General features: G+C 57.3%; 22 protein-coding genes and 2 pseudogenes. 7 read left to right on the top strand and 17 right to left on the bottom strand.

What is annotated here, in order from left to right; all coding sequences use genetic code 11:
• Window positions 1-5: 5 nt before the first annotated feature.
• The 12 genes from RHM68_RS14955 to RHM68_RS14900 are packed head-to-tail and all read right to left on the bottom strand — an operon-like array spanning window position 6 to window position 13,889.
• On the bottom strand, window positions 6-1,925 hold the full coding sequence (locus RHM68_RS14955; protein ID WP_322216017.1) for a hypothetical protein: 1,920 nt from the start codon (window positions 1,923-1,925) through the stop codon (window positions 6-8).
• Complete coding sequence (locus RHM68_RS14950; RefSeq protein ID WP_322216016.1) at window positions 1,922-3,226, bottom strand: lipopolysaccharide biosynthesis protein; 1,305 nt, start codon at window positions 3,224-3,226, stop codon at window positions 1,922-1,924. The genes RHM68_RS14955 and RHM68_RS14950 overlap by 4 nt, the downstream gene beginning before the upstream one ends.
• Window positions 3,223-4,224, bottom strand: coding sequence for a polysaccharide deacetylase family protein (locus tag RHM68_RS14945; protein WP_322216013.1), 1,002 nt, complete (start codon window positions 4,222-4,224; stop codon window positions 3,223-3,225). The genes RHM68_RS14950 and RHM68_RS14945 overlap by 4 nt, the downstream gene beginning before the upstream one ends.
• Window positions 4,225-4,236: 12 nt before the next feature.
• A complete protein-coding gene (locus RHM68_RS14940; protein WP_322216011.1) occupies window positions 4,237-5,373 on the bottom strand; it encodes a glycosyltransferase in 1,137 nt (378 codons plus the stop codon).
• Window positions 5,366-6,334 (bottom strand): glycosyltransferase family 2 protein, encoded by a 969-nt coding sequence (locus RHM68_RS14935; protein ID WP_322216009.1) that lies wholly within the window; start codon window positions 6,332-6,334, stop codon window positions 5,366-5,368. Before RHM68_RS14935 ends, RHM68_RS14940 begins: the two co-directional genes overlap by 8 nt.
• Window positions 6,331-7,701, bottom strand: a complete 1,371-nt coding sequence (locus RHM68_RS14930) for an O-antigen ligase family protein (protein ID WP_322216007.1) — start codon at window positions 7,699-7,701, stop codon at window positions 6,331-6,333. Before RHM68_RS14930 ends, RHM68_RS14935 begins: the two co-directional genes overlap by 4 nt.
• Window positions 7,698-8,786 (bottom strand): glycosyltransferase family 4 protein, encoded by a 1,089-nt coding sequence (locus RHM68_RS14925; protein WP_322216004.1) that lies wholly within the window; start codon window positions 8,784-8,786, stop codon window positions 7,698-7,700. Before RHM68_RS14925 ends, RHM68_RS14930 begins: the two co-directional genes overlap by 4 nt.
• Entirely contained in the window at window positions 8,783-10,375 is a 1,593-nt protein-coding gene (locus RHM68_RS14920) for a GumC family protein (protein ID WP_322216001.1), read from the bottom strand. Before RHM68_RS14920 ends, RHM68_RS14925 begins: the two co-directional genes overlap by 4 nt.
• 17 nt (window positions 10,376-10,392) lie before the next feature.
• Window positions 10,393-11,418 carry a polysaccharide biosynthesis/export family protein gene (locus RHM68_RS14915; protein WP_322215998.1) on the bottom strand — a complete coding sequence of 342 codons (1,026 nt, stop codon included), beginning with the start codon at window positions 11,416-11,418 and terminating at the stop codon, window positions 10,393-10,395.
• Window positions 11,419-11,439: 21 nt separating this feature from the next.
• Window positions 11,440-12,087 (bottom strand): CpsD/CapB family tyrosine-protein kinase, encoded by a 648-nt coding sequence (locus RHM68_RS14910; protein WP_322215995.1) that lies wholly within the window; start codon window positions 12,085-12,087, stop codon window positions 11,440-11,442.
• On the bottom strand, window positions 12,088-12,834 hold the full coding sequence (locus tag RHM68_RS14905; RefSeq protein WP_322215992.1) for a sugar transferase: 747 nt from the start codon (window positions 12,832-12,834) through the stop codon (window positions 12,088-12,090).
• On the bottom strand, window positions 12,831-13,889 hold the full coding sequence (locus RHM68_RS14900; protein ID WP_322215989.1) for an NAD-dependent epimerase: 1,059 nt from the start codon (window positions 13,887-13,889) through the stop codon (window positions 12,831-12,833). Before RHM68_RS14900 ends, RHM68_RS14905 begins: the two co-directional genes overlap by 4 nt.
• Window positions 13,890-14,448: 559 nt before the next feature.
• Between RHM68_RS14900 and RHM68_RS14895 the strand changes: the two genes are divergently transcribed.
• From RHM68_RS14895 to RHM68_RS14875, 5 genes and pseudogenes are all read left to right on the top strand, one after another.
• Window positions 14,449-16,149, top strand: coding sequence for a sulfatase-like hydrolase/transferase (locus RHM68_RS14895; RefSeq protein ID WP_322215986.1), 1,701 nt, complete (start codon window positions 14,449-14,451; stop codon window positions 16,147-16,149).
• 57 nt (window positions 16,150-16,206) lie between these two features.
• On the top strand, window positions 16,207-16,875 hold the full coding sequence (locus RHM68_RS14890) for an ABC transporter ATP-binding protein (protein WP_322215983.1): 669 nt from the start codon (window positions 16,207-16,209) through the stop codon (window positions 16,873-16,875).
• A gap of 1 nt (window position 16,876) precedes the next feature.
• Entirely contained in the window at window positions 16,877-19,348 is a 2,472-nt protein-coding gene (locus RHM68_RS14885; RefSeq protein ID WP_322223807.1) for an ABC transporter permease, read from the top strand.
• Window positions 19,338-20,402: a lipocalin-like domain-containing protein gene (locus tag RHM68_RS14880; RefSeq protein ID WP_322215980.1), complete on the top strand. Its 1,065-nt coding sequence runs from the start codon at window positions 19,338-19,340 to the stop codon at window positions 20,400-20,402. Before RHM68_RS14885 ends, RHM68_RS14880 begins: the two co-directional genes overlap by 11 nt.
• Window positions 20,403-20,526: 124 nt before the next feature.
• Window positions 20,527-21,111: pseudogene (locus tag RHM68_RS14875) on the top strand (hypothetical protein).
• A gap of 1,013 nt (window positions 21,112-22,124) precedes the next feature.
• On the opposite strand, the gene RHM68_RS14870 reads toward RHM68_RS14875, so the two are convergent.
• Window positions 22,125-22,574 (bottom strand): hypothetical protein, encoded by a 450-nt coding sequence (locus RHM68_RS14870; RefSeq protein WP_322215977.1) that lies wholly within the window; start codon window positions 22,572-22,574, stop codon window positions 22,125-22,127.
• Window positions 22,474-22,815: an HNH endonuclease gene (locus RHM68_RS14865; protein ID WP_322215974.1), complete on the bottom strand. Its 342-nt coding sequence runs from the start codon at window positions 22,813-22,815 to the stop codon at window positions 22,474-22,476. The genes RHM68_RS14870 and RHM68_RS14865 overlap by 101 nt, the downstream gene beginning before the upstream one ends.
• A 46-nt stretch (window positions 22,816-22,861) precedes the next feature.
• On the opposite strand from RHM68_RS14865, the pseudogene RHM68_RS14860 reads away from it, so the two are divergent.
• Window positions 22,862-23,839 (top strand): annotated as a pseudogene (locus tag RHM68_RS14860) (IS5 family transposase).
• 363 nt (window positions 23,840-24,202) lie between these two features.
• Here the strand turns inward: RHM68_RS14860 and RHM68_RS14855 are convergent.
• The 3 genes from RHM68_RS14855 to RHM68_RS26745 form a co-directional block, all read right to left on the bottom strand.
• Complete coding sequence (locus RHM68_RS14855; protein ID WP_322215971.1) at window positions 24,203-24,382, bottom strand: hypothetical protein; 180 nt, start codon at window positions 24,380-24,382, stop codon at window positions 24,203-24,205.
• A gap of 178 nt (window positions 24,383-24,560) precedes the next feature.
• Window positions 24,561-24,833 (bottom strand): hypothetical protein, encoded by a 273-nt coding sequence (locus RHM68_RS14850; RefSeq protein ID WP_322215968.1) that lies wholly within the window; start codon window positions 24,831-24,833, stop codon window positions 24,561-24,563.
• A 25-nt stretch (window positions 24,834-24,858) separates the two neighbouring features.
• On the bottom strand, window positions 24,859-25,200 hold the full coding sequence (locus RHM68_RS26745) for a polymorphic toxin type 46 domain-containing protein (protein WP_369124959.1): 342 nt from the start codon (window positions 25,198-25,200) through the stop codon (window positions 24,859-24,861).
• Here RHM68_RS26745 and RHM68_RS14845 point away from each other — a divergent pair.
• Window positions 25,112-25,777 carry an XcyI family restriction endonuclease gene (locus RHM68_RS14845; RefSeq protein WP_322215965.1) on the top strand — a complete coding sequence of 222 codons (666 nt, stop codon included), beginning with the start codon at window positions 25,112-25,114 and terminating at the stop codon, window positions 25,775-25,777. The genes RHM68_RS26745 and RHM68_RS14845 overlap by 89 nt on opposite strands.
• Window positions 25,778-25,787: the final 10 nt, after the last annotated feature.

Below are 25,787 nucleotides of genomic sequence, written 5' to 3'. Positions count from 1 at the left end.
GCCATTTATGAAGCGTTCCAGCTCAGGGCGAACAGGGTTTCCCCCGGTAACTCGAAATGTATTCGCCCGTTCTGGCAGTGATAGGGCGCGTCGCGACTGCGGTTGTCGGCGCCGAAATAGCGCAAAGAACCTTGGGTCAGTGGGCACGCCGCCCCGGTCAGCTCCACGTGCTGCAACCGCGTACCTTTGTTGACACCCAGCAGACTGCGTTGCAGATCGGTAGCCATCGCCAGCACGTCGACTTCAAAGGCGTCGTTGTCTAGCCGCAGTACATTGCCCAGCCAATGCTGTTGAATAAATTGCTGGGCCAGGCCCACGGGTTTGAGTTCAAAGCGATCCCCCGCCAGCACCTGAATCATACCTTTAGGGTAGTTCGGTTCATCGGCGGCCTGGAACCAGTTGAGCATCTCCAGCAGACCGTCCTGAGCCGAGTTGATTGCGACCGAGGCCCACCACAGCGAGGCATAGTGAGTGTCCTGGTCGTAAGGGCTCAGGCTCGAACCACTGGACAGGTTAGTTTGGTCCAATAGCAACGCTTTGCGCGGCCGACCTCGGGCGTCGAGGCCCACCAGTTCTGCCGCGCGCCGCACGCTGTCGCGGTAGACCCGAGTCGCCAGCAGGTCGCGGATCATCCACTCGTGCCAGGCTAGCGCATCCACCTGATCGCCAGATTCCGCCAGCAAGCGCCGGGCCCAGTCGATGCCGCGCTTGTCGGCGGCATTGTCGGCGAACGGGCCGTTGACCAGCCGTGAACTGGCGGGCATGGCGATGCGAATGCCCGCTTTGGCGTTAGCCGGATTGCTGCGCACCTGCCGGGCCATGCTGTTGAAAATCGCCTGATAGTCGGCATAGCTGGGGTAATTGAGGTTCGGCTCGTCAGCAAAACCGATGTAGTGCGTGCCTTTACCGCCCAGTTTTCGGGTCGCGGCGAGCCAGGCGTCGAGTCCGGCAGTGCTCATCGTGTCGGCCCTTAGATCGGCCTGACGCTGACTGCCCGCCAACAAGGTGATGTCCTGATTGATGCCGAAGCGGTCTTGATACACCTGGCGGAACGCGTCTTCGAAGTGCGGGTTCTTCGCAGTGACGTCGACGAAACTGTAATAGCTGGCCGCCCTTGGGTTGAGCGCATCGAGCACGGCGAAACTGGTGGGCGGTGGCATGACGTAGGGCAACGCTACGCCCAGGTTCGGCGTTCTGCCGAGGACATCCTGGTGCAGAATCAACTGGGTCTGGCCGTCGTCTTTGCGTAGCGGTTTAAGTTGTTGCTGATTCTGTGCGAACAGGTTGGCCGTGCCGTCGAGCCAAAACGCCACTTTGCCGTTGCCTTGCAGGCGTAGGCGCCACACTTGTTCGCCCTGACTAACGGGCAACGCGAGCTGATCGAACTGCCAATAGGCACGGTAAGGATTGAGGTTCAGAGACACTTGTTGACCGTCGCCCACTCGCTCCGCTTGCAGGGCACTGACGCCGCCGTGGAATTTACCGGCGAGTACCGCGTGTTCTCCCGGCGCCACCTTAAAAAACAGCGTATCGCCGTCTCGGGTTTCGGCGCTGAAATGTACTTTGGCCGGAGCGAACAACGCCACGGTCTGTTCGTCGTGTTCGACGGTGTAGCGGCGGAAGCTGTAGCCGGGAATGTCCAACTGGACACTGGCGGCCCCTGGCGCTAAAGGCCAGCGCTGACTGCCTTGGGTTTCGTTGGCCTCAATCAAACGCTCGCCCTGGAGTTTGCCTTGGCCATCGAGCAGATAGAGGTGTTCTTCGTTGGCCTGCGCTTGCCACGCCGGGACCCAACGGATGCTCAGGGTATCGGGGCGATCCGTTTGCAAATACAGGCTGCCATCGCGGATATCGGCCCAGCGCATGGACGCCGCGTGAGCATCGAGGGCAAAGCCCAGGCTCAACAGCAGCGCCAGGCGTTTCATGCCGACTTCCGGTGCAGCATCTGCAACATCGGTGCGACGTCGCTGGGCAGAATAATCAGGGTTTGCCAGACCGGTACGCCGCTCAAGCGGCAATACATCAGCAGCAGCGCAACGGTCACGGCCAGGTAGGCGATGGATGAAGCGGCAGCGGCGCCGACGATGCCGTAAGCCGGAATCAGCGCCAGGTTCAGGGCCAGGTTAAGTAACGCGGCGAGGCCCATCAATAACGAGAGGGTACCGGGACGATTCTTGCCCAGCAGGTCCAGCCGCAGGATGCTCGCATAGCACAGGCCCAGCAGGCCTGGCAGTAGCGCCAGCAGGGCCGGATAGGCCGGTTGGTAAGCCGTGCCAAATAGCGTGACGATCAGCCATTGACCGATCACCGCCATGGTCAAACAAGCACCGAGCATCACCGTCGCGGTCAGGCGCAGGGCCAGCGGCGTAATTTTATCGATACCTTCTTCCTGCTGCAGCAGGCGTTTCATCAGCGGTGTGGTCACCGCCTCGGGAACGATCAGCAGCAACTCGGCGGCGGCACTGGCCATGGCGTAGTGACCCAGCGCGGTGCTGCCGAGCAGGGCGCCGATAAACAGGTAATCGGAACGCAGAATCACTTGCTGGAAGAGCAGGTCCGGATGGCTGCGCGCGCTGTAGCGCAGCAGTTCGTTCTGTCTGGCGCGGTCCCATTGCAGGGTCAGCGGCTGATTGCGCTTGAGCCACACCCAGCCCGCCAGCACCACCAAGCTGATGCCCGCCAGCCAACTGATCAACGCCGCTTCCAGGGCAGCGCTTTTCCACATCCAGAACAACGCCAGGAACAACAGGAGCGGCGCCAGGGATTCCACCAGGCGCAAGGCATTGAACGCCACCACACCACCGGAGGCATTATGCAAGGTCAGCAAGCCGCTTTTGAGCACGGTGAGCGGCACTGCCAACAACAACAGCCAAGCCAACAAACCCAGTTGCACGGTGATGTCCAGTTCGCTGCCGAAATCGCGTACCAGCGCGACCACTAATAAGGTCAACAGCGCCGCCAGCACACACCCGAACACCAGCACCTGACTCAACAACACCCCCATCGGGCGTTGTTTGGCCGCTTGGTAGCCCACCGCCGAATTCAAGCCGCCACTGGTGGCGGCACTGATCAAATCCGGCAGGGTGCTGAGTAAGGCAAACAAACCACGTTCGCTCGGCCCAAGGATCCGCGCCAGTAACACGTTGCGCAGTAAACGCAGGCCGATCATCGCCAGCTTGGTGCCCATGCTCAGGGCCAGGTGTTTTAGGTAGTGACTGCGACTCATGGCCTGCTTCCGCGATAGATGCGCCAGGACAGCAGCTGCGGATTTCGCGCGGTGCGCTGGCTGACACCGAAGCGGGGCAACGCCAGCGGGTCATCGTTGCCCCGGTAAATCCCGGTGCCGGTCCCCAGTGCGAACGGAAAGTTGTGGGCGGCCACGTGTTGTCGAACCCGTGCGTCATGATCGCCATTGGGGTAGCAGTAAACCGGCAGCGGCTGGTTGCAGCCGTTGAGCAAAGCATCGCTGCTGCGGCTCAGTTCTTCGTCCAGGCGTTGGTCGTCAAGTCCGGTGAGGATCGCATGGCTCGCACCGTGGGCGCCGAAGCGCACCAGGCCGGAGGCCTCCAGCGCACGGACTTGCTGCCAGTCCAGGGCCTGAGGCTGCGACTCTTTAGGGCATTCACTGCTCAGTTGGTCAAGTACCTCAGGCGCCAGGGTTTTCAGGCTTTGCAGGTAACACAGCAGCGCCAGGCTGCGCCGGTTCAGGTCCAGGTCATCGAGCAGTACCGGCAGGGGGCGGCCGGCTTGATGCAGGCATTCGATCAGGTGCGTCCGGGCTTTTTTACCATGGCTTTCCCAGAGGGTTTCGCCCAGGCTTTCCCACCAGAAGCGCTGGCGGCTGCCGATGAAGTCGGTGGAGAGGAAAATGCTCGCCGGCACCTGATGTTTGTGTAGCAGAGGAAAGGCGTTCGAGGCGTTGTCGCGCCAGCCGTCATCGAACGTCAGGGCTACTTTGGGTCGCTCGGAGCGCAGTGCCGCAGGCTGCAAGATGTCCATCAGCGGCACGCACTCGAAGTGTTTTTTAAGCCACAACAACAGGTTTTCGAACGCCTCAGGTCCGACACATAACTCATTACGGTGCGGGAGGTCGGCGGCGCGATCATTGGCCAGCACCCGATGCAACATCAGGATGACTCCGGCGCCCTGCAGTTGATGACGTCCCACTGGCGAGTTCAGGTACAACCAACCACTGGTTCGCTTTAACAATTGCTTGATCGGCATCGCACTGTCCTCTCAACGGTTTTGTTCAGGGTTCCATTGGCTGTAGCGACGCCCTCGCAGAAACTGCCACAGGCCAATGCTCATCCCCGCCAGGGTCACCAGCACAAACGCGGCCAGGCGAAAGGGTTTCGGTAAACGGTGTTGTGAATCCAGCAGGCCGGCGATCGCTACCGCGTAGCCGAGCAGTTGTGCCACCAGGCTCAGCCGATAGAAACCGTGCGCTCCCCACAGCCAGAAATTACTCAGCAACAACGGCAACAACAGGATCGGCGCGAGGCGGCGGATCAGCTTGTGACTGATTAGTGCGATGGCATACAGCCCATGGCGCCGCGGGTTAAGCAACTCGCGGCGCTGGGCCAGGCTTTGCAGCCCGCCGACGGTGACACGTAGGCGCCGGCGAAATTGTTTGTCGGCGTCGTCCACACCGTGATCAATCACTTGTGCCTCGGGCACGTAGATGATGCGTTTGAACGCCACCGGCGCGCAGGTACTGATGAAAAAGTCATCGTTGACCTGTGCCGGCACGTTCTGGAACAACTCGCGCCGCAGGGCCAGCAGGGCGCCGTCGGCGGAGACCATGCAGCCGGTGCGGTTTTCCACTCGCCGCAACCAGCCTTCGTAATGCCGATAGAGGCTGTCGCCGATGCTCAGGCCCTTGCCGGTCACCGGAATCAGCATGTGCCCGGCACAGGCTCCCACCTGCGGATCGTTCAGGGGCGCGAGCAAGTGACCGAGGGTCTCGCGCGACCACTGATTGTCGGCGTCGGTGAATACCAGAATGTCGCCCGTGCTTAACGCCACGCCGGTGTTCAAGGTCGCGGCTTTACCCTGGCGCGGCAGGTCGATCACGCTGATACGCGGGTCGATGACTTTGTACGCGCAGGCCACGGTGTCATCGGTCGAGCCATCGCTGGCCAGAATGATTTGCAGCGAGGCGCACTGGTAATCCTGGGCAAGCAGGCTGCGCAGTTTATGTTCGATGTGGCGCGCTTCGTTGTGCGCGGCGATCACGATGCTGATGTTCAGCGGCGCTGCCGGGCCGTATTGTCGTTTAGCAAACAACGGCGTCAGCAGTGTTAACAGCAACGGATAGCCGAGGTAGGCATACGCCGGTAACAGCAGGCACAACCAGAAAATGTATTCAGCCACGGGCAGGCCTCCTGGCATTCCAATGACACAGGCTGAGCATCAGCGCAACGCCCGCCAGATGCAGACGCAATGCATGCAGGCTCCACAATTGCAGCGTCAGGCGGATGTCGTGGTGCTTCAAACTCTGGCGCAGGCTCAGAACCAGCGGCGGTAGGCTGGTGAGCAGCAACAGCAATACAGCGCAGTGGAGCAGACCGTCAGCGAGGGCGCAAATCGCCATGAAATCCAGGACCCAGGCGCCAATCGACAGCATCGGGAAGCGCAACAGGCGCAGGTTCACGCCGTGGGTGCGCAGCAATTGCAGGTGACTGCCCTGGCGCCACATTTCCTTGCCCATCCACTCACGCCAACTGTTTTCATAGCCCCAGTGCAGGGCGACGCTTTCGTTGACGGCGAGCAGCCGTGCGCCGGCGTCGCTCAAGCGCATGGTGAATTCTTTATCTTCGCCGGTACGCAGGCTGTCGTCGAAACCGTCGACCCGAAGGAACCACTCGCGGCGCATCAACAGGTTGGCACTGGGTAGCCACTGTGTTGGGTGCAGGGTATGGCTGGTCGGACGCAAGGTGCGCAGTTGCCAGGCTTTGGCGAACCACGGTGCTTCGGCCGGGGTGTGCAGGTCGAGTGCGAAAATATCGGCATGGGCCGTGCTTTCCAGCTCCAGCAGCAGCGTCAACCAGTTCTCTGGCATTTCGATGTCGGCATCGATAAACGCTAGCCAATCACCCCTTGCCAGTGATGCACCGCGATTGCGCAAGGCGCCAATCGACAAACCGGGCAGGATCAACACCTGAGCGCCGAACTGACGAGCGATCTGCGGACCCTCATCGTTGGAACCGTTATCGACCACGATCAACTCACATTCCAGACCTGCCGCGTCGGCCGCGCGTTCTAACGACCGTAAGGTGCGAGCAATGTGCCGGGACTCATTGAACATCGGTATCACGATGCTGATTCGACTCATGCCTTGACCTCTGGCAGCGGCGCTTCTTGCGCCTTAAGGCGCAGGATGCTGGAGAGGGCGAGCATGATCCACACGTACTTCTGGTTCGGGGCGCTGAGGAACATCAAAAACAGTGTCAGCGCCAGGAAGCTCATGCCCAGGTGGGTCATCAGGTCAGCCTGCTCGCCGTTGCGTCGTAGCAGCCAGGCACGGCGGGCGCACATCAGGTTGTACAACCCCAGCGCGAGCATGCCCACAAACAGCAGACCGGCCGGGATCCCCAGTTCGCTGAAAATCTCCAGGTAAGTGTTGTGGGCGCGGCGGTACAAGTCACCGACTTTGCGGTTGGCGGAAAAGGCCTTGGCGTAACCGGTGGTGGCGTAATGCAACGGGAAGGTGCCGGGGCCGGAGCCCAGAAGCGGGTTCTCGCGGATCATTTGGGTGCCAACCACAATGTACGAAGCGCGACGGCCCAGGGATTCATCGTCGTGCCCCTTGGCGCCGGCACTGAGCACACTCAATGACTGGATGCGCGCGATGTAACCCGCCGGCATGGCATAGATCGCCAGCGGAATCACAATGGCCAGGCCGAGCATGGCAAACCCCAGGTGCCGCGGGCGAATTCGCGGCAATTGCGCGCGGTAGTGCCAGGCCCCGATCAGCAGGCTCAAAAACAGCACCACGAGCCCAGAACGCGATTCGGTCTTGGTCATGCCGCCCAGCAGCAGCAGACAGCACCCGCCCCAGAACAAACGGTGTATTAGGTTCGGACTGCGGATTAGCAGCAGCAGGCCCATGGGCACGGCGAAGGCGATCAACAGGGCAAAAGCGTTCGGGTCTTCCAGCAGGCCGGCGGCACGTCCCTGATCCTGATACTTGCTGGAAAACATCGCCATCACGCAGGTCATCGTCACGCTCAGGGTTACCAGCCGGGCAAACAGCTCGAGGTTAAGCTCACGCCCAATCAACAAGGTGATCACAAATAAAATCAGGCCGACGCTGAGTTCTCGCAAGTGACCGGCGGACATGCCCAAGTCATCGCTGTTTATAAAGCTGAGCAGGTACAGCACCATAAACCAGACGAGGTAGCGCCAGATATTGCTGCGCAGGCGCTCCGAGGGGATCTGCCGCAAGGCCAGTTGCAACATCAGGATCAGCGCCAGCGATGCACCGAAAAACTTCGTCGCGGACAATGCACTGTCCTTGAAAAACCCCTCGAAGGGCACCAGCGCGATGATCCCTAACAAACCCCAGGTTGGCTTTTTATAGAGCAGCGCGACGCCCGCCAGCCCCAGCACGGCACCCGGTGCCAGGAATGGATAAGGACTGGCCAGCAAACTGAGACACGTCAGCGCGAGGAGACTGACAATCGACAGCGGAAAGATCATGCGCGTGCCTCCCGTGCAGTGCGGATATACAGCTGCGACCAGCGTTCGGCCAAGGCCTTGAGGTCGTAGCGATCCAGTTGTGTACGCCTTGCGTTGTCGCTCAATGTGCGGGCCAGTGCCGGCTCGCTGAGTAAGGTGGCGATGTGTCGGGCGAGGGCGGCGCTGTCGGTGGGCGCGGCCAGCAGGCCGTTGTGGTGGTCTTCCAGCACATCGGGAATCCCGCCGACAGCAAACGCCACCACCGGCACGCCGGCCTGCATGGCTTCGAGCAAAATCATCGGTGTGCCTTCGGTGCGCGAGCTGATCACCAGCGCATCGAGTTGCCGCCACCAAAGCCCCATGTCGGTCTGATAACCCGGCAGGGTGATGCGATCTTGCAGCCCTGCGGCATTGATTCGTGCCAGCAGGTTGTCGCGTTCCGGCCCGTCGCCGAGCATCACGCCGTCCAGTTGCGGGTGTTGCCGGCACAACGTAATCAATGCATCCAGAAACAGGTCCGGGCCTTTCTCGCTGCTCAGCCGCCCGACATAACCGGCTAGCCAACGTTGCCGGCGTGCGTTGTGTGGCTGCCGAGCCGTGGTGGCCGGTAAACCGTTGGGGATCACTTGCAGTTTTTCTGCGCGGACACTGGCCTGACGGTGCAGCAGGGCGATGCTTTCGGCGACACAGACCACGCGATCCACCGATGCCGTGCGGCACAATTGCAAGCTCAGCCACGTATAGAAGCGCTGTTTGCGACTGCGCGGTGTGAAGCCGTGTTGAGTAATCACCAAGGGCAGGCGCAGGAATGTCGCGCCGACCCAGCCAAACAACAGGCCTTTGAAATTGTGTGTATTGATCAGCGGCCGTTCAGCCCGACGCTGACGCAAATAGCCCAGCAGCGGCCCCAGCCCCGCGCAGCCCTGGCAGTTCACCCCGGCTTCTTGAAAGCGTGCGATCAACGCGGGCGGCGCATCGAGAAACAGCACTTGGTGCTGCCCCGGCGTCGCCAGGCAATGGTCCAGCAGCATCCGCTCAGCCCCATAGAAGCCGCCACTGCTGAGCAAATGAATGATCGGCAGGGTAGGGCTGAGCGGAGTGTTCAATTGCGCACCCAATGCACGAAGCTGGGCACCGACCAATTGGGGTGTGGGTTGGTCGGCAGGGCGTTTTGGTCGTTGATCACCAACAGCACCGGCAGGCCCAGTTCGTGAGTGAGTTGCGCCGGGTGTTTGAAGCGGTGATCGAAGAACTCACGCACGTAGACCAGCGCAATTGCCAGCAGTAGCCCCGTGAACAGGCCGAACGGAATGATCAACAAGGGCTTCGGAAACGCGGGATCGGTCGGCTCGTAAGGCGGGCTGAGGACCCGCGCGTTGGACAAATCGTTGTCCAGCGATCGGGTGGCGCTGCTTTCGGCAAAGCGTTGGGCGTAGGTGGAGAACGCCGCGTGCAAGGCGTCGATCTCGGTGTCCATCTGCCGCAACTTGCTCTGGGTTTCCTGCAACTGGTGGATGCGGTTTTTGAAGGTGGCGATGCGCGCAGTTTTCTGATCGATCACCGAACTGACAATCGCCAAGTCGTTGGTGCGTTCCTGAATCCGGTTGCTGACGATTTTTAAAAACTGCTGGCGGGTGCGGGAAATTTGCTCGCGCGTCAGCAACATCGGTTCACTGCCGGGCTGGAATACCGCCAAATCGTTGTTGTAGCGAGTCACTTGAGTCGTCAGCTGTTCGCCAAGCTGTTTGATCTCCCGGTCTTCGAAGGCCACGTTGTCCACGGTGGTGGTGAAGGTGTAGGGGAAGGTGTAGTCGCTCAGCTTGTTGTTGGTGGCATTGGCCAGGGCAGTTTTCAGGTACTCAAGCCAGCGTTGGCTTTGCAATAGGCGGTCCTGGTACAGGTTCAGCGCTTGCTCTTCGGTGTTGATGGCGTTGAGTCGAAAGGTGATTTCTTCCTTTGGATCAGACGAGCTAATGCTTTCCAGCAAGGCCAGCCGGTTACCTTCCAGGCCATCCAGTCGTACTTCATATTGGTGCTTTTTGGTTTCGTAGAACGATTGCGGCAGTTCGATGGACTGCAATTCTTGGCGGCTGGCCAGGTAGTTTTGCAGCAGTTTCGAGACAAATTTGGTGCCTTGGGCGGGGTTGCCAAAACTGTAGATGATGGAGATCACATTGGAACCAGGCAGGGTCTCGATTTTCAAACTGTCCATGGCCTGTTGCGTCAGTGTGTCCAGAGCGGTGTCGCGTACCGGATCGGTTTCGAGCCCCAGCGCCTTGCGTAGCGGATTAATCACGTATTCGCGCAGTGGCGTGGTCACGAAACGTCTGAACGGCTGCGCCACCCATGTGTAGAACACGCCGGGATTAGGGGTGTATTCACCCTTGTCCCGCAGCTCGCTGATGGTCTGCCGGATCAGCGCAGGCGAGCGCAGGATATTGCTCTCGGTTTCCATGTCTGCCAGCGAGGGCGGAATGAAGGTGGCGTTGTCCACGGTCAGCGACGTGGTCGCGTCGCCCTGCGACAGTTTCTTCGATTGCACGATCACTTGCGCGGTGATGTCGAAGCTCTGCTTGAGCACCAGCGGCAACACCAGAACGATCACTGCAAAGATCAGGAAAACACGCTTCACCCATTGCTTGTTGGCGAAGAAGATCCTGAAGAACTCGTGCAGGTAGTTTTCTTTTGGATTCATGATAATCACCTGCGCAGTTAGTTGGTCGTGCTGCCTTTGTTGTCGAGGCGGTAGCTGAAGCTCATGCCCACGCCTTGAAACAACACCACGTCAGCCAGTTGCCGCGCCAGTTCGCCGGCGCTGGCGAGTTTGGTCTTGGGCACATAGAGCATGTCGTCCGGTTGCAGGTAGGCAATTTGCGATGCATCGCCGGCCAGGGCTTTTTCGACGTCATAGTGAACCGCCTGCACCTGATTGCCGGTACGGCGCATGATCACCACGGAGTCGAGTCGTGCCTTGACGTTGGCGCCACGGGCCAGGGTCAGCGCTTCAAGCACCGAGACGGGACGGCGAATCGGATACGAGCCCGGTTGACCCACTTCTCCCAGAACATAGATTTCGTTGCCGGCGGTAGACTTCAGCAGCACATCGACCGTCATCCGTCCGGACAGACTGGCGTAGCGTTTGTTGAGGAAAGTTTCGAGTTGATTGACGGTCATGCCTTGCAATGGCACGGCGCCGATTTCCGGGAAACTCGCATAGCCATCATTGCCCACGGTGATCTCCCGGCTCATGCCGGTGGCGGGGTGGTTGAGGGCGCTCTTGAGGTTCTGCTCGTTGGTCAGCGGGCTGATGATTTGCAACGTCAACTGATTACGGTTGGGTTGGAACAGTGCTTTTTGCTGATAGGCGCGCTGGATCGCCTCGCGGGCTTCATCGCTGGTCAGGCCGACAATTTTTACCGAGGTGTTGGCCCCTGGCAGGTTGATGCTGCCGTCGGGCAACACCAACTGATTGCCGTTGAGTTGGCTGGCGGCGGTGAAATTCAGACCAATCTGGTCACCGGACTGCACGCGGTAAGCGTCCGAGCCGCTGGTGCTGATATGGAAGATCACGTCCAGCACATCCTGCGGTCGCAAGGTTTGCTCAACCTTGGGCATGTCGGTGGCCTGGGCGTTGGCCGGTGAGGCCGTGAGGATTTGCACCGGCATGCTCTGGGTTTCGGAATGGCTGGAGCAACCTGCAAGCGGTAGCAACAGCAGGACAAGCATTTTGGCGTTCATGTCGTCATCCTTAATGATTGCTTACAGGTTTTTGTAGAGCCATTTGGGCATGTAGTATTTGCGGCGATTGAGCACGCTGCCGACCAATTTCGCGCCGGCCTGGGTCAAGCGCTGAACCGCGGCCTGTGCCACTTCCCAGCGAGTGTCTTCGGCCCCGACCACCATGATCACGCCGTCCACCTGGGTGCTGATCACCAGCGTGTCGGCGGCCGAATACACCGCATCGCCATCGATCACTACAAAGCGATAGCGGCTGCCCAGTTGCTCGAGCAACGGGCTCAGGCTTTCAGGCGTCAGGTGTTCGTTGCCGCGGATGTGTCGGCCGTTGGGCAGAATGTGGAAGGGCAGGCTGGAGACCTGCACCACGCAATCTTGCAGCAGCGGTGGGTTCTCAAGATTGAACAGCAGGTCGCAAAAGCCACGTTCCTTTTGCAAGTTGAGCTGCGTCGTGAGGTTGGTCGCTGACTGGCTGGCATCGACCAGCAGCACCAGGCCGCTGCTCATCTGCGACAGTTGGCTGGCCAGCGCCAGGGCGCTAGTGGTCGTGCCGGCGCCGGGGTTGGCAGCGGTCAGGAAGAGGATCCGTAGATCCTGGTCGAGCACGGTCGAAGTCAAATTGGACTCGCTCGGGCTGGCGATGGTCAGGCTTTTGGTGGATGAACCGTCCATTTAACTCGCTCCGTGGCCGCTGAATACTTTGAAGGGGGTTTTCAACAGGATCTTCAGATCAAGCAAGAGGCTCTGCTCGGCGATATAGCTGAGGTCCAACTCCACGCGCTGGTCGAAGTCGATATTGCTGCGTCCGGAGATCTGCCACAGACCGGTCATACCGGGGTAGATGCTCAGGCGTGCAAGGTGGTTATCTTTATAGCGATAGGCATTGAACGAGGTCGGCCGGGGGCCCACCAGACGCATATCACCCGTCACGACATTGATCAGGTTGGGTAACTCGTCGAGGCTGCTGCGCCGCAGGAAACGACCGATACGAGTGACGCGCGGATCTTTGTCGATCTTGAAATCGATGGCGTCGGCACCGTGCTTGTTCAGGTGCCGCAGGGACTCCTTGAGCGCCTCGGCGTTGACCACCATGGTGCGGAACTTGTACATGCCAAACGAGCGCCCGCGATAACCGGTGCGTTGCTGCACGAACATCACTGGCCCAGGGCTACTGAATTTGATCGCCAGTGCCAGGCCCAACAGCAAGGGCGAGATCAGCACCAGAATGATCACGGCACCGATGAATGCCACTACACGATTGGTGCGCGACAGGGTCCATGGCCGACCGCCTTCTCGGCCTGATATCCAGCCCAGGCCTTGAATGTGGATTGCGCTGTCGAGGCGCATTCGCTGTTCGGGGTCCAGACGCTTGTCGCGTCGCATGTGTTTGAGTGGGACTCCTTTTTCATGGCCAGTCATAGACACCTCCGCTGGTGTTCAGCCGCATGCGGCGTATGGGCGATAGGCAGTGGGTAGTAATCGCGAAACCAGGCGGTGAAACGGCGCAGGCCTTCATCGAGCTCGATACGCGGATGGAAACCGGTGTCGTCTTCCAGTTCGTGGACATCGGCACAGGTGTTGAGCACATCGCCCGGTTGCAGGGGCAGCAACTCGACATTGGCTTTGAGCCCCAGGTGCTTCTCCATCAGCGCCAGGTAGTCCTTGAGTTCCACCGGGTGTTCGCCACCGATGTTGTAGATCCGCCACGGCGCCATGCTGCTGGAGGCGTCCGGTTGTTCGCGGTCCCAGTTCGGCGAGAGGTGTGGCGGGTGTTCGATCAGCCTGTTGATGCTTTCGATGATGTCGTCGATGTAAGTGAAGTCGCGTTGATGTGCGCCGTAATTGAACAGCTTCAACGGGCTACCTTCGACAATGGCCTTGGCGAAACGAATCGGTGACATGTCTGGCCGGCCCCAAGGGCCGTAAACGGTAAAGAAACGCAGGCCGGTGCTGGGAATGCCAAACAGGTGGCTGTAACTGTGAGCCATCAGCTCATTGGCTTTCTTGGTGGCGGCGTACAACGACAGCGGGTGATTGACCCCGTCGTGGGTCGAGTAGGGCGTGTGCTGATTGGCGCCGTACACCGAGCTGGAGGACGCGTAGATCAGATGCTTCACCGGATGGTGGCGACAGCTTTCGAGAATATTCAGGAAACCGCCGAGGTTGCTGTCCAGATAGGCCTTGGGGTTCTCCAGGGAGTAACGAACCCCGGCCTGGGCTGCGAGATGAATCACTACATCCGGTTGCTCGCGAGTAAACAGTGCCTCGATGGCGGGGCCGTCGGCCAGGTCAATCCTGGCCAGCGGAAACCTGCCGACTTGTCCCTGGACCCAACTCACACGGTCGCGTTTGAGTTGTGGGTCGTAGTAATCGTTGAAGTTATCCAGCCCACAGACCCGATGCCCTTCGCGCAACAACCGCAACACACAATGGGCACCAATGAATCCTGCCGCTCCGGTCACCAAAATCTTCATGGCGTACTTACCTCGCCCGAGATGTACAGAGGTCCGATGCCAACAGTTAACGGTGAGCCGCAGTGCTGTAGACCGAAATCGTCACGCCGCATCCGATGTCCGACATCGGTCATTGGCGCAGCGTGTATCGGGCCACAGTAGCCCGTACCAAATACGCTCACGTCCATAGTGGCGTGCCTCGTAAGTCGGTGGAGATAACTGAAATGAGACTGTCAAAAGGGGTATAGCCCAGCCTTGGCAAAGCGTGTCAGCAAAATGACATGTTGCTCTGGTAGATCACTGCACGCTTTAGATCGCTATTCGCCATCAAGTGCTTGCTAATGTTGGATTTGCCACGGTTTTCAGGGGGTTCAGACGTGTTAAAAGAAAACGATAAACGGTCGCACGGCCTGTTTTAAGAGACTTTGAGCCTCCGGAGTGTGTCAGATTTGAGTCAACGTTTTTTTGACGCTTTTGAAGAAAGTCCGACATTTCTTGCGCTTTGATGGCCCACTGCTAGTGTCAGAAAACGACCGACAAACTATTGGCTAAAGACTCTAGGGTCTTTAGCGGAATCACCATGATTCGATACCTGAAAGAACTGCTGCTGGTTCTGTACTTGCTCAAGAGTTACGGCGATTACGTTGAGCGATTGAGCGCTATGGGCATCGGTTTTGCGACGCTGTTGTTCGCCGCAATGTTTGTGGCGCTGACGGTGGCGCTGTTCATGACCGCATGCATCCGTCAGACCCTGATTCGGCACCTGTTTGCGTTGACGATGTTCATCTCCGCAGTGTTTTTCGATGTCTATACGCGGGTTACGGCGGATTACCTGACCTACAGCAGCTTTGTGTCACTGATGTATTCCGGTGGTTTTATTCAGGAAGCGGCCTACCAATATCGTGGTCCGCTCATCAGCGGTCTGGCCAGCGGCTTGCTGTTGCTGTTGGGCATCGGGCTCAAGCCCCGCCGGCGTTTGCCGCTGCCGGTGCCGAGCGCATTGCTGGTGGCAGCCCCCGTGCTCGGCGTGCTGTTGCTGAGCGCGGTGCTGTTCGTGCGGGCTGGCGAAGGTGCCAGAGGCCTGCCAATCATGTACACGCCGTTGGCCTACCTGAACCTGTTTGCCTATGAGTCGCTGCATAACACCGTCGGTCCACGCGAGCCGGTGACGCTGGCGCGCATCGCGCAACCGGTGAGCCACGACATCGTATTGATCATCGACGAGAGCATCTCGGGCAACTACCTGGACATCAACGCGCCGTTCGGTGTGCATAGCAACCTAAAGGAGTCACACCCTGGTGTGACTGTCTTTAACTACGGCTACGCCGCCTCCATCGCCAATTGCAGCGCCGATACCAACGTCACCCTGCGCTACGGCGGCACTCGTACCGACTACATACGCATCAACAGCACCCTGCCTTCGATTTGGCAGTACGCGAAAAAGGCCGGGATGCGCACGGTTTACATCGATGCCCAGCGCACCGGTAGCCACCTGCAAAACCTGATGACCGACACCGAGAAAAAAGACATCGACGAGTTTGTTCAGTTTGATCCGGTCAGCGTGCGCGACCGTGACATGGCCGCCGCTGCAAAGCTGATCGAACTGCTTAACGACGGCAAACCTGAGCTGGTGGTCATCAATAAGGTTGGCGCGCACTTTCCAGTGCACGACAAGTACCCCGATGCGTTCATGGCCTATCGGCCGACGCTACCCCGGGGACAGTTCGTCGAAGTGGCCGACACCGGCAAGCGCGATGGCTTCAATGGTCAGCCCGACGACTGGATGCTGTACCGCAATGCTTATAAAAACACCGTGCTGTGGAACGTCGGGGAGTTTTTCTCGCGGGTGTTTGCCCAGGCCGATCTCAGCAATGCCGTGTTGATCTACACCTCCGACCATGGGCAAGACCTGCATGAGCGGGGTAATCCCGGGCTCAATACCCATTGCGGTGGCGATCCGGTGGAAGAAGAGGGGCTGGTGCCGTTGGTGGTCATCGAAGGGGCTGGTTTGAAGACTCTGGATTGGCAGGCGCAATGGGCCGGTAACAAGGACCGTTCCAGTCATTACAACATCTTCCCAACCTTGCTGCAGTTGATGGGCTACGACGTGGCGGGTGTCGAAGCGGTTTACGGCAAACCACTGACCGTGCCGACGGCCGATGACTTCACGTTCAACTACCGTTTTAACGCGCGGCTCGGCGCCAAACCGGCGTGGAGGCACATAGACCTCAATACCATCGTCACGCCGGGGCAGGCCGGGGCGAGTGTGGTGGGGCAGTGAGATGTTCAGGTGTACTCTTCGCTCTTCTGGCCTGAGGGCCATCAAACGGGTTTGCTCATGCTTTCGGTCCAAGGCGTCTTCAAAAGCTACGCCACCCCCCAAGGCCCTTTACCGGTTCTACAAGGCGTTGATCTTGAGTTGAAACCCGGCACCAGCCTGGCGTTGATGGGCGAGTCGGGCAGTGGCAAAAGTACGTTGCTGCACTTGATCGCCGGGCTGGACAAGGTCGATCGTGGCAGTATCACCAGCGGTGACTATCGACTGGATCAGATGAACGAAGGTCAACTGGCACACTGGCGGCGCACGGAAATCGGTTTAGTGTTCCAGCAGTTCAACCTGATCGGCAGTTTGCGGGTTGAGGACAATCTTGCGTTCCAGGCCCGCTTGGCCGGACGTCACGATCCGCGCTGGCAGGCGCATTTGGTGCAACGGCTGGGCTTGAACGACTTGCTGCGGCGGTACCCGGAGCAGTTGTCTGGAGGGCAACAACAGCGGGTCGCGTTGGGTCGGGCGCTGGCCTCCAAACCGAAACTGTTACTCGCGGATGAGCCTACCGGCAGCCTCGACGAGGCGACCAGCGACGAGGTGTTGAAGTTGCTGCTGGAATTGCTGGAGGACAGCCCTACGACGTTGTTGATGGTCACACACAGCCCACGGGTTGCCGCACGGCTGGCAGAAAAAGTGGTCTTGCACCGTGGCCGCCTCGCTGGCGCGCAAGCGCGCTGAGGTGCGGGTCTTTGGCGAAACCTTGCGCGCGCTGCTCAGCCATTGGCGCCAGCACCCGGTGCAGTTTTTCAGTGTGCTGACCGGGTTGTGGCTGGCGACCAGTCTGCTGACCGGGGTGCAGGCATTGAACAGTCACGCCCGGGAAAGCTACGCCCGGGCCAGTCAATTGATCGGCGGCGAGCCGCAAGCCAGCCTTAGCGCGCCGGATGGCGGCGTGTTCGCGCAGCGGTTATTCATCGACCTGCGGCGGCAAGGCTGGCCGGTGTCCCCGGTGCTGCAAGGTCGGCTGACCCTCAAGGGGCATGACGATCAGCACTTGCAGTTGATGGGCATTGAGCCGGTTTCGTTGCCGTCAGGTTCGGCGGTGGCGGGACAGGCGTTGGCGATGGATCGGATCGTCGAATTTTTCAGCCCTCCGGGCAGTACCTGGATTTCGCCGCAGACCCTGCAGGCCCTGAATTTGCTCGAGGGCGATAGGCCCGCGGCCGATAACGGGCAGCGTTTGCCGCCCTTGCATGCCCAGCCCGACATGGCCCCTGGCGTGTTGCTGGTGGATATCGGCTTCGCTCAACAAGTCCTCGGGCTGCCGGACCAGTTGTCGCGTTTGCTAGTGCCGAAGACGTTCAGCGCGCCGGTGCCGGATCAATTCAAAGACCAGCTCCAGCTCAAGACCAGCGGCGAAGAGAACAACCTTGCGCGCCTGACCGAAAGCTTTCACATGAACCTTGATGCGTTGGGTTTTCTGTCGTTCGTGGTGGGCTTATTTATCGTTCATGCCGCGATCGGTCTGGCGCTGGAGCAACGACGCAGCTTGCTCAGAACCCTGCGCGCGTGCGGCGTCAGTGCGCGCCTGTTGCTGACCTGTCTTTCGGTTGAACTCGGGGTTCTGGCGCTGATCGGAGGCCTCGCCGGTGTTGCCAGTGGTTACCTGCTGGCCAGCGTACTGCTGCCGGATGTCGCCGCCAGTCTGCGCGGGTTGTACGGCGCCGACGTGGCGGGGCAGTTGAATCTCAGCCCGCAGTGGTGGCTCAGCGGGATCGGGCTGAGCCTGCTAGGCGCATTGTTGGCCGGTGCCAATAGCCTGTTGCGGGCAGCGCGCCTGCCATTGCTGGGGCTGGCCAATCCGCAAGCCTGGCATCAGGCCCATGCGCGCTGGTTGCGACGTCAGGGATGGGTTGCTGCGCTGGCAGCGGTCATTGCCTTACTGGCGTGGAGCTTGGGCGATAGCCTCGCCAGCGGTTTTGCGCTCCTGGCGGCACTGCTGCTCGGCGCCGCACTGGCCTTGCCGGTGGTGCTCAATAGCGTGCTCAACCTGCTGCTGCGCCGCAGTCGGTCGGTGCTAGGGCAATGGTTTCTCGCCGACAGCCGTCAACAATTGCCAACCCTGAGCCTGGCCTTGATGGCGCTGCTGTTGGCGCTGGCGGCGAACATCGGTGCCGGCAGCATGACGTCCGGTTTCCGCCAGACCTTTAACGACTGGCTCGAACAGCGCCTGAGTGCTGAACTTTACGTCAGCCCGCAAAACCCGGCTCAGGCCACAGAAATGTATAGCTGGCTCAAACAGCAGCCTCAAGTGTCGACGGTCTTGCCTAACTGGCAGGTGTCGGTCCAGTTGCAAGGCTGGCCGGCGGATGTCTACGGCGTGATCGATCATCCGACTTATCGCCAACACTGGCCACTGCTGGAGGCCTTGGGTGACAACCCTTGGGATCGTCTGGCCAAGGAGGACACCTTGATGCTCAGTGAACAACTGGCCCGGCGCCTGAAAGTGCGTCTGGGCGATCACCTGAATCTGCCCACGGCCAACGGCTTGTGGTCACCGCAGATCGTTGGCATCTACGCTGATTACGGCAATCCCAAGGGCCATGTTCTGGTCAACATCAACCACTTGCTGCGTGGCTGGCAGCAGCTCACGCCGAACCGTTTCAATCTACGGATCGACCCGGCACAGATCCCCTCGTTTCTGAAGACGCTCCAAGTACGTTTCAGCCTGGACGATAGCCATATTGTCGATCAGGCCCGACTCAAGGGCTGGTCCACCCAAGTCTTCGAACGTACCTTCGCCGCCACCGCCGCGCTCAACACCCTGACCCTCGGCGTGGCCGGCGTGGCGCTGTTCATCAGCCTGCTGACCCAGAGCCAAAGCGGTATCGGGCAACTCGCGCCGTTGTGGGCGCTGGGCGTGACGCGACGCCAGTTGATGCTGTTGAACCTGGGGCAGACGTGGCTGTTGGCGGTGCTGACGTTGGTTGTCGCTTTGCCACTGGGCATCGCACTCGCTTGGTGCCTCGACACGGTGATCAACGTCCAGGCCTTTGGCTGGCGGCTGCCGTTGCAGGTTTTTGCGCTGCAATTATTGCAGTTGATGGGGCTGGCGTTACTGGCAACGTTACTGGCCTCGGCGTGGCCGCTGTACACGTTATACCGCACCCAGCCGGCGGATTTGCTGAGGACGTTTGCGAATGAAGATTAGGGTCGGTCTGCTGCTGTTAGCGTTGTTAAGTGGCTGCGATCAATCGGCGCCAGTTGAGAAGGGGTTTGCAGGGCTGGGCAATCAAGCCGCCGCGTTTACGCCGGTGGTGCCGGGTCGGGCATTCAACTTTCCGGCGGACCATGGCCCGCATGACGGTTTTCGCATCGAGTGGTGGTACGTCACCGCCAATCTCAAGGACGATCAAGGGCGTGAGTTCGGCGTGCAGTGGACGTTATTTCGCAGCGCCTTGAAAGCGACGCCCGAGGTGCAGGGCTGGGCAAGTCAGACGATTTGGCTTGGGCACGCCGCCGTGACCTCGGCTACCGCGCACCACGCTGCCGAGCGCTATGCACGTGGTGGCGTGGGGCAGGCCGGTGTGAACGCTGAGCCGTTCACTGCCTGGATCGATGACTGGCGTTTCAGCAGTGAGGGCACTGAGTCGCTGGCTGATCTTCGACTCAGCGCTCGCAGTAAGGAGTTCAGCTATCAACTGCGACTGACTTCCACACGTGCGCCGGTGCTTCAGGGCGACAACGGTTTCAGCCAGAAATCCGAACAGGGTCAGGCGTCGTACTACTACAGCCAACCTTTTTTCCACGCCAGCGGTGCGCTTGAGATCGACGGCAAAACCTATCAGGTCAGCGGTCCCGCGTGGCTCGACCGCGAGTGGAGCAGCCAACCCCTGACCGCCAACCAGACCGGCTGGGATTGGTTCTCCCTGCACCTGGACAGCGGCGAGCAAGTGATGCTCTATCGCATGCGGCAAAAGGATGGCGCGCCATACGTCACGGGAACCTGGATCGATGCCCAAGGCCAGACGCAGCAACTGCAAGGTGACGACATCAGCCTCACCCCAGAAGACACCGCACATGTTGCCGGTCGTGCGATGCCCGTGCGCTGGACGATCAAAATCCCCGGCAAACACCTTGAACTCACCGCCACTGCGCTTAACCCGAATGCGTGGATGGATCTGCGCATTCCGTATTGGGAGGGACCGGTGCAATTGAGTGGCAGCCAGGGCGGGCAGGGGTATCTGGAAATGACCGGTTATTAAGATCAATCCACCACTCAACTAACGGCGGGGCGTCCCTGTTCACCGTCTATGCTCAGCGGCAGGCCCGGCGCCGGACTTCGTTCAGCGCTGCCCGCTGGCAACAATCACAGGGAATGTATCGCTTATGAAGCTCCACGTACTGGCTCAGGCCATCACCCTCGCAACCCTCTTGTGCGCCACGAGCCTTAGCACTTTTGCTGCCGACATCCCGCTGTCCGCCACAGTGGAGGCCGATCAGGTCGTAGCCAAAGTCCTGTCAGTCGACGCCGCGAAACACCAAGTCGTGCTGGAAAACGCCGACGGCCGTCAGGTTCACATTTAACTTAGCAACCAAGCCAAAGACCTGAGCCATCTTAAAGTTGGCGACAAGGTCCAGTTCGATGTCACTCACGCCGTCGCCGCTTACCTCGACACCGATATCGACAAAGGTTTGCCAGGCGCGACCGAGAGTATCGGCGACATCCGCGCCACTAAAAACAACCCAAATCCCGGCGGCGAAGCCTTACGCCAGGTACAGGTGCAGCTGAAAATCACCCACATCGACCTCAAGAAAAACCAAGTCACCTTCGAAAACCCGGCTGGCCAATCGAAAACCCTCAACGTCGAAAAGCCTGAAGTGCAGGCTAAGTTGAAGGATTTGAAAGTAGGGCAGAGCGTCGTCGTGACCTACACCGACATCCTTAAAGTAACCAGTCAGCACAAGGGTTGAGTATTTGCTCTATATAGACTGATTAATCGTGTACAGCTTTTTGTAGAGGATTAATCAGTTTTAACGGTCAAATGAGTGGGTTTTAGGCGCTTGTAGCTACCGTCTCTCGATAAATCTCCACGAAATAGTTGTTCGCAAATTCCGGTTTTATGCATACGGACATATTCCCAAACTTCTACTAAAATGCTTACCGTTCGCCCAGTGCCATGGCTCTTTACCAGTGCAAGGATTGCCAGGCCATTACACTGGGCGAGCACTTTTTTGAAATGCCGTGTCAGACGTGAAACGTTACGGCATAAATCGAGGTGTTCGCAGGCCGGGTCCGAGCGACTCACGTTGAGCCATGTGAGGGGGCAGGGCGCGAGCTGAGTTGATTGTGATAAATATTGGCCTGGTGTTTCTGCTTGTTGTGTTTTTTTGAATTTATTGTTTAACACTGGCTAGCCAGAACTCTCACTGTTTTGGTTTTTAATTGTCGTCTATGTAGTGAGATATTTTTTTGTCTGTTTCTTGGGATTTATTTGACTTATGTTTTTTGTGGAATATTGACTAGGTTTTTTTCGTCGTGCAGTTGGAATCGTCAATGAAACGGACAGATGTGATTGCGTGAGGTGCCATGCATAAAAGTGCGCTTGTTAGCTCTTAAAATCCTGGCGCTGCTGACGAAGCGCGCTTTGCAATTTATTTTGAACGGTGAGTTCTTCTTTGTACGCGTTGTTGGTTTTTTGTAATGTAATCGTTTTTTTAGGTGAAACTATTTTTAGTTGAATCTTAATTAGTTTGGCGAAACTTCACTTCGCTACCTGCGAAATGAAAATATTACTGTGAAAAAATTGCCTCCCGTTTCTTTGCTGAGTGTAGTGGTCAACTAGTCCCCCTTTTTTTGGAGAGGGTGGGGGCGTGCAAGTTTATGGGAACCTATCGCCCCGGTAGGGCAGTTTCCGAAACTTGTCTAGATGCATTCCCATTCAGCAAGCAAAAAAATAACGGGGTTATTTTCGTGTGCTGTTTTTTCATAGTTTCATGAAGCTGTCGCGCTCATTATAATGTTTAATGGCTTTTAGTATTTCCTCATTTGTAGCAGATGTTTTTTGCTTCAGTGCGTTGAATGTAACATCCTCCAAGAGTTCGTCGGTAAACCAAAACTCAAGATTGTTTTGAGTGATGTACTTTGGGGAAATTTCTTCGTCGTCATCGGTGATCTCCGAGTATTCATCAATCACGCAGTCGGTTTCCAGCGTCGCTTGGTCCGATGATCCTTTCCCATAAACACAATAGGTAAGCTCTTTTTTCTGAGCCTTTAAGGAGTCGATCAGGTCATTTATCTTGATAGATTGATTGTGCTTCATATCAGTGCTCCAATTATTCCGTTTTGATTTTCCCTTCGCGCCCCTCTCGGCCCCCACCCCATATATCTCGTCCGCCTTTGCCAGTTGGGTGATATACGGAGTGTTCGCCGCCATGGTCCGCCCGATGAACAAGCTGCAGCACGCCGGGCTTCTCGTTGTGGTGCCAAGTGTAGCCTGTCGGGCTAGAGCCCATGTTCCGTTTGGGATCATCCACCCAAGTTTTTAGATCAGGGTTTCGACTATACATATTTTTTCTAAATGCTGGATCGCCATTGAGCTTGTTTATTAAGTCCTTGTTAGCTCTGTTGAATTGTACCTTGTCACTCTTTAGGGAAACTCTGAAGAAGACTTCCAAATCTGGTGAAATACCCGCCTGACACGAACACGACGGTTGAGTCCCGATGGAACAGATGTCCTTCGCCGATGCCGAGTACGCTGGCAAACGTAAGCAGACCCGCCGCGAGCGCTTCCTGATCGAGATGGATCAGGTCGTGCCCTAGAAGGGCTTGGTTACTTTGACCGAGCCGCATTATCCAAAGGGCGAAGGGGGCCGTGCGGCGTATTCGTTGATGGCCATGTTGCGCGTTCATTTGATGCAGAACTGGTTCGGCTACAGCGATCCGGCGATGGAAGAATCACTATATGAAACGACGATTCTGCGCCAGTTCTCGGGCTTGAATCTGGATCGGATCCCCGATGAAACCACGATCCTCAACTTCCGCCGACTGCTGGAGAAGCATGAGCTGGCCGGTGGGATTTTGCAGGTGATCAATGGCTATTTGGGCGACCGTGGTTTGTTGCTGCGCCACGGCACCGTGGTCGATGCGACGATCATTCATGCGCCGAGTTCGACCAAGAACAAAGACGGAAAACGTGACCCTGAGATGCACCAGACGAAGAAGGGAAATCAATATTTTTTCGGGATGAAAGCGCACATCGGTGTCGATGCCGAATCCGGTTTGGTAAATAGCGTGGTGGGCACGGCAGCGAATGTGGCGGACGTAACCCAAGTCGATAAGTTACTGCACGGAGAAGAAACTTACGTCTGTGGCGATGCCGGTTACACCGGCGTCGAAAAGCGTCCCGAGCATCAGGATCGCAAGATGATCTGGTCGATTGCCGCTCGGCCCAGCCGTTATAAACAGCATGCAAAGAAGAGCCTGATTGGGCGCATGCGTCGCAAAATCGAATACGCGAAAGCGCAGGTGCGGGCCAAGGTTGAGCATCCGTTTCGAGTAATCAAGCGCCAGTTTGGTTATACGAAAGTACGCTTCCGGGGCCAGCTGAAAAACACTGCGCAACAGACCACGCTGTTTGCTCTGTCGAACCTGTGGATGATGCGAAAACGATTGCTGAATGCAGGAGAGGTGCGTCTGTAATGCGGAGAATTAGCTCTGAAAAGCGCTTGTTCGCAGAAAAAAGAGAAGCTGAGAAAGAGAAAGGACTGATTTTCGCTTGAGTCGACATTTTTTGAGCCTCAAGCAAAAGGGCCGTTAAAAACGCCTGCCTACTTCAGACCTTCCTTAGCTCAAAAAGCAGTCCATTTTCTATTTTGCCTTGAGTGGTGTAATTGAAGCTGTTGTTCACCCCATACAGTTTTTCATAGAACACGTAGGTCAGTCATTTGAAGCTTCGCTTTTGTTTCGTCATATATCAACTCAAGGGTAAGAGTCAGGTCGCTCATTCCTTCTTCCTCTGTCCACAGAGGTACATCAAGAGCTAAGCCGGAGCCATCATTATACTCATACGAAAGAAACTGGAGGTAATACCAATGTATTGCCGTACTCGGAGAGTCTGCCCTCAATATCATGTTTGTTGAGTCTGCCATACCAGCTTTCTGCGGAAATTTTATCAAAATCGCCATTAACTAGTGCGCCAACAAGGTCAATTATTTCTAGTTCGAGGCTCTTATCAATCTTCATTTTCGTCTATTCCCTGGTATGCGAGTCGAAGTCTCCGGTTTAACATCAATAGCACTTGAAGTGCTCGTCAGTGTTTCTGATCAAGGCTTTGCATAGAGAAAAGGGGACAGATTTATTTTCGAACAAACAGAAAATAAATCTGTCCCCTTTTTGTTGGTCTCTCGCTGGACTTTACTTTTTAAACGCTTAACAGCCAAGACTCGCACTGGTTTATTTTTTCATTGTCGTCCATGGCATGAGATATTTTCTTATCAATTTCTTTGAACTTATTTGGTTCGTTTTCTTGGTAGAACATTAGCCAGCCGTCTCTACCGTCGTGCTCTATCATGTATTTTTTATCCTCTTTTCTGATGTTTAATGACCAAGATGAAAAGAAGTCTGGATGGTCCGAAAACACCGTTACCGTAAAGCCGCAACGACTTGCCATGTTATATAAATCAGTTTGCTTCATTCGTGGCCTCTTAGATTTTGATAAATTATTGGGTTTTTTCAAAGTTGCCTTTAGCGCTGCTAAAGACTTGAGTGCCCCCACCTGATGACGGTTGCGTCATCCCTTTTACAGACCACGTATCATCAATCGGTTTGGCTGTCGATTTCAATACAGGCGTTTTTTCGGTCGTTCGATAAATGCCTTGCAGCTTTAGTTCCACCGTGCCTGCTGCGCGATTATCTCCGAGCGGACCAATGCCGAGCTTTGATGGGCTTGTAGCAGGGTTCAGAGAATAATAGTTGCCTTGTGGGCCCGATCTAACTGCATTATGTTCAGCCTTCTGTAGCTCCGCTTCTTTCCTGTTGGCTGGAGTTGGGCCTCTAAAGATTAGCCGGGAGCTGCTAGATGACCTCGCTTTACTGACCGTCGGACCTCAGTTACGTGGAGGGGCCAATAATCAACGCGGTATAGCAGGCATCATTTTGGTGTTTGAGATCATTCGTGAAATCGTGGCTCATGCTGCTGAGGTTAGTGATACGGCTATAAAAATTAATAACGCGACAGGTCGACCGTGTTCTATTGAGTTTGCAGCAGATCCAGACATCATTGTTCGAGAAGAAATGACGGCTCAGCATGATAGAAATATCGTCGCCATTGAAGTTAAAAGTGGCACGGATATATCAAATATTCATAACCGCATAGGTGAAGCAGAGAAAAGTCATCAGAAAGCTAAGAGGCGAGGTTTCAATGAGTGCTGGACTGTACTCAATGTCAGTAAGTTTGATCTGAAAAAAGCAAAATACGAATCGCCAACGACAAATATATTCTATTCTCTCCATGCATTGGTGCTTAGGCAGGGTGACGAGTATGAGGATTTTAAGCGTCGAATTATCTCTCTTACCTCTATTCCATCGGCAGCGTCTCTTACGCCAACAGAGCTCCACGACTTCGGCGGAGAGGCGTGATAGCACACGA

The sequence above is a fragment of the Pseudomonas sp. DC1.2 genome (genome assembly GCF_034351645.1).
In the GTDB taxonomy this organism is placed as follows: Bacteria; Pseudomonadota; Gammaproteobacteria; order Pseudomonadales; family Pseudomonadaceae; genus Aquipseudomonas.
The sequence above is the reverse complement of the archived record's forward strand: the minus strand, read 5'-3'. Positions and strand labels throughout refer to the sequence as shown.

What these genes read in the sequence shown, in the direction of transcription:
- RHM68_RS14955 (WP_322216017.1), bottom strand. Translation starts at nt 1,925, where the DNA reads ATGAAACGCCTGGCGCTGCTGTTGAGCCTGGGCTTTGCCCTCGATGCT.
- RHM68_RS14950 (WP_322216016.1), bottom strand. Translation starts at nt 3,226, where the DNA reads ATGAGTCGCAGTCACTACCTAAAACACCTGGCCCTGAGCATGGGCACC.
- RHM68_RS14945 (WP_322216013.1), bottom strand. Translation starts at nt 4,224, where the DNA reads ATGCCGATCAAGCAATTGTTAAAGCGAACCAGTGGTTGGTTGTACCTG.
- RHM68_RS14935 (WP_322216009.1), bottom strand. Translation starts at nt 6,334, where the DNA reads ATGAGTCGAATCAGCATCGTGATACCGATGTTCAATGAGTCCCGGCAC.
- RHM68_RS14930 (WP_322216007.1), bottom strand. Translation starts at nt 7,701, where the DNA reads ATGATCTTTCCGCTGTCGATTGTCAGTCTCCTCGCGCTGACGTGTCTC.
- RHM68_RS14920 (WP_322216001.1), bottom strand. Translation starts at nt 10,375, where the DNA reads ATGAATCCAAAAGAAAACTACCTGCACGAGTTCTTCAGGATCTTCTTC.
- RHM68_RS14915 (WP_322215998.1), bottom strand. Translation starts at nt 11,418, where the DNA reads ATGAACGCCAAAATGCTTGTCCTGCTGTTGCTACCGCTTGCAGGTTGC.
- RHM68_RS14910 (WP_322215995.1), bottom strand. Translation starts at nt 12,087, where the DNA reads ATGGACGGTTCATCCACCAAAAGCCTGACCATCGCCAGCCCGAGCGAG.
- RHM68_RS14905 (WP_322215992.1), bottom strand. Translation starts at nt 12,834, where the DNA reads ATGACTGGCCATGAAAAAGGAGTCCCACTCAAACACATGCGACGCGAC.
- RHM68_RS14900 (WP_322215989.1), bottom strand. Translation starts at nt 13,889, where the DNA reads ATGAAGATTTTGGTGACCGGAGCGGCAGGATTCATTGGTGCCCATTGT.
- RHM68_RS14895 (WP_322215986.1), top strand. Translation starts at nt 14,449, where the DNA reads ATGATTCGATACCTGAAAGAACTGCTGCTGGTTCTGTACTTGCTCAAG.
- RHM68_RS14890 (WP_322215983.1), top strand. Translation starts at nt 16,207, where the DNA reads ATGCTTTCGGTCCAAGGCGTCTTCAAAAGCTACGCCACCCCCCAAGGC.
- RHM68_RS14880 (WP_322215980.1), top strand. Translation starts at nt 19,338, where the DNA reads ATGAAGATTAGGGTCGGTCTGCTGCTGTTAGCGTTGTTAAGTGGCTGC.
- RHM68_RS14870 (WP_322215977.1), bottom strand. Translation starts at nt 22,574, where the DNA reads ATGGCGGCGAACACTCCGTATATCACCCAACTGGCAAAGGCGGACGAG.
- RHM68_RS14855 (WP_322215971.1), bottom strand. Translation starts at nt 24,382, where the DNA reads ATGAAGATTGATAAGAGCCTCGAACTAGAAATAATTGACCTTGTTGGC.
- RHM68_RS14850 (WP_322215968.1), bottom strand. Translation starts at nt 24,833, where the DNA reads ATGAAGCAAACTGATTTATATAACATGGCAAGTCGTTGCGGCTTTACG.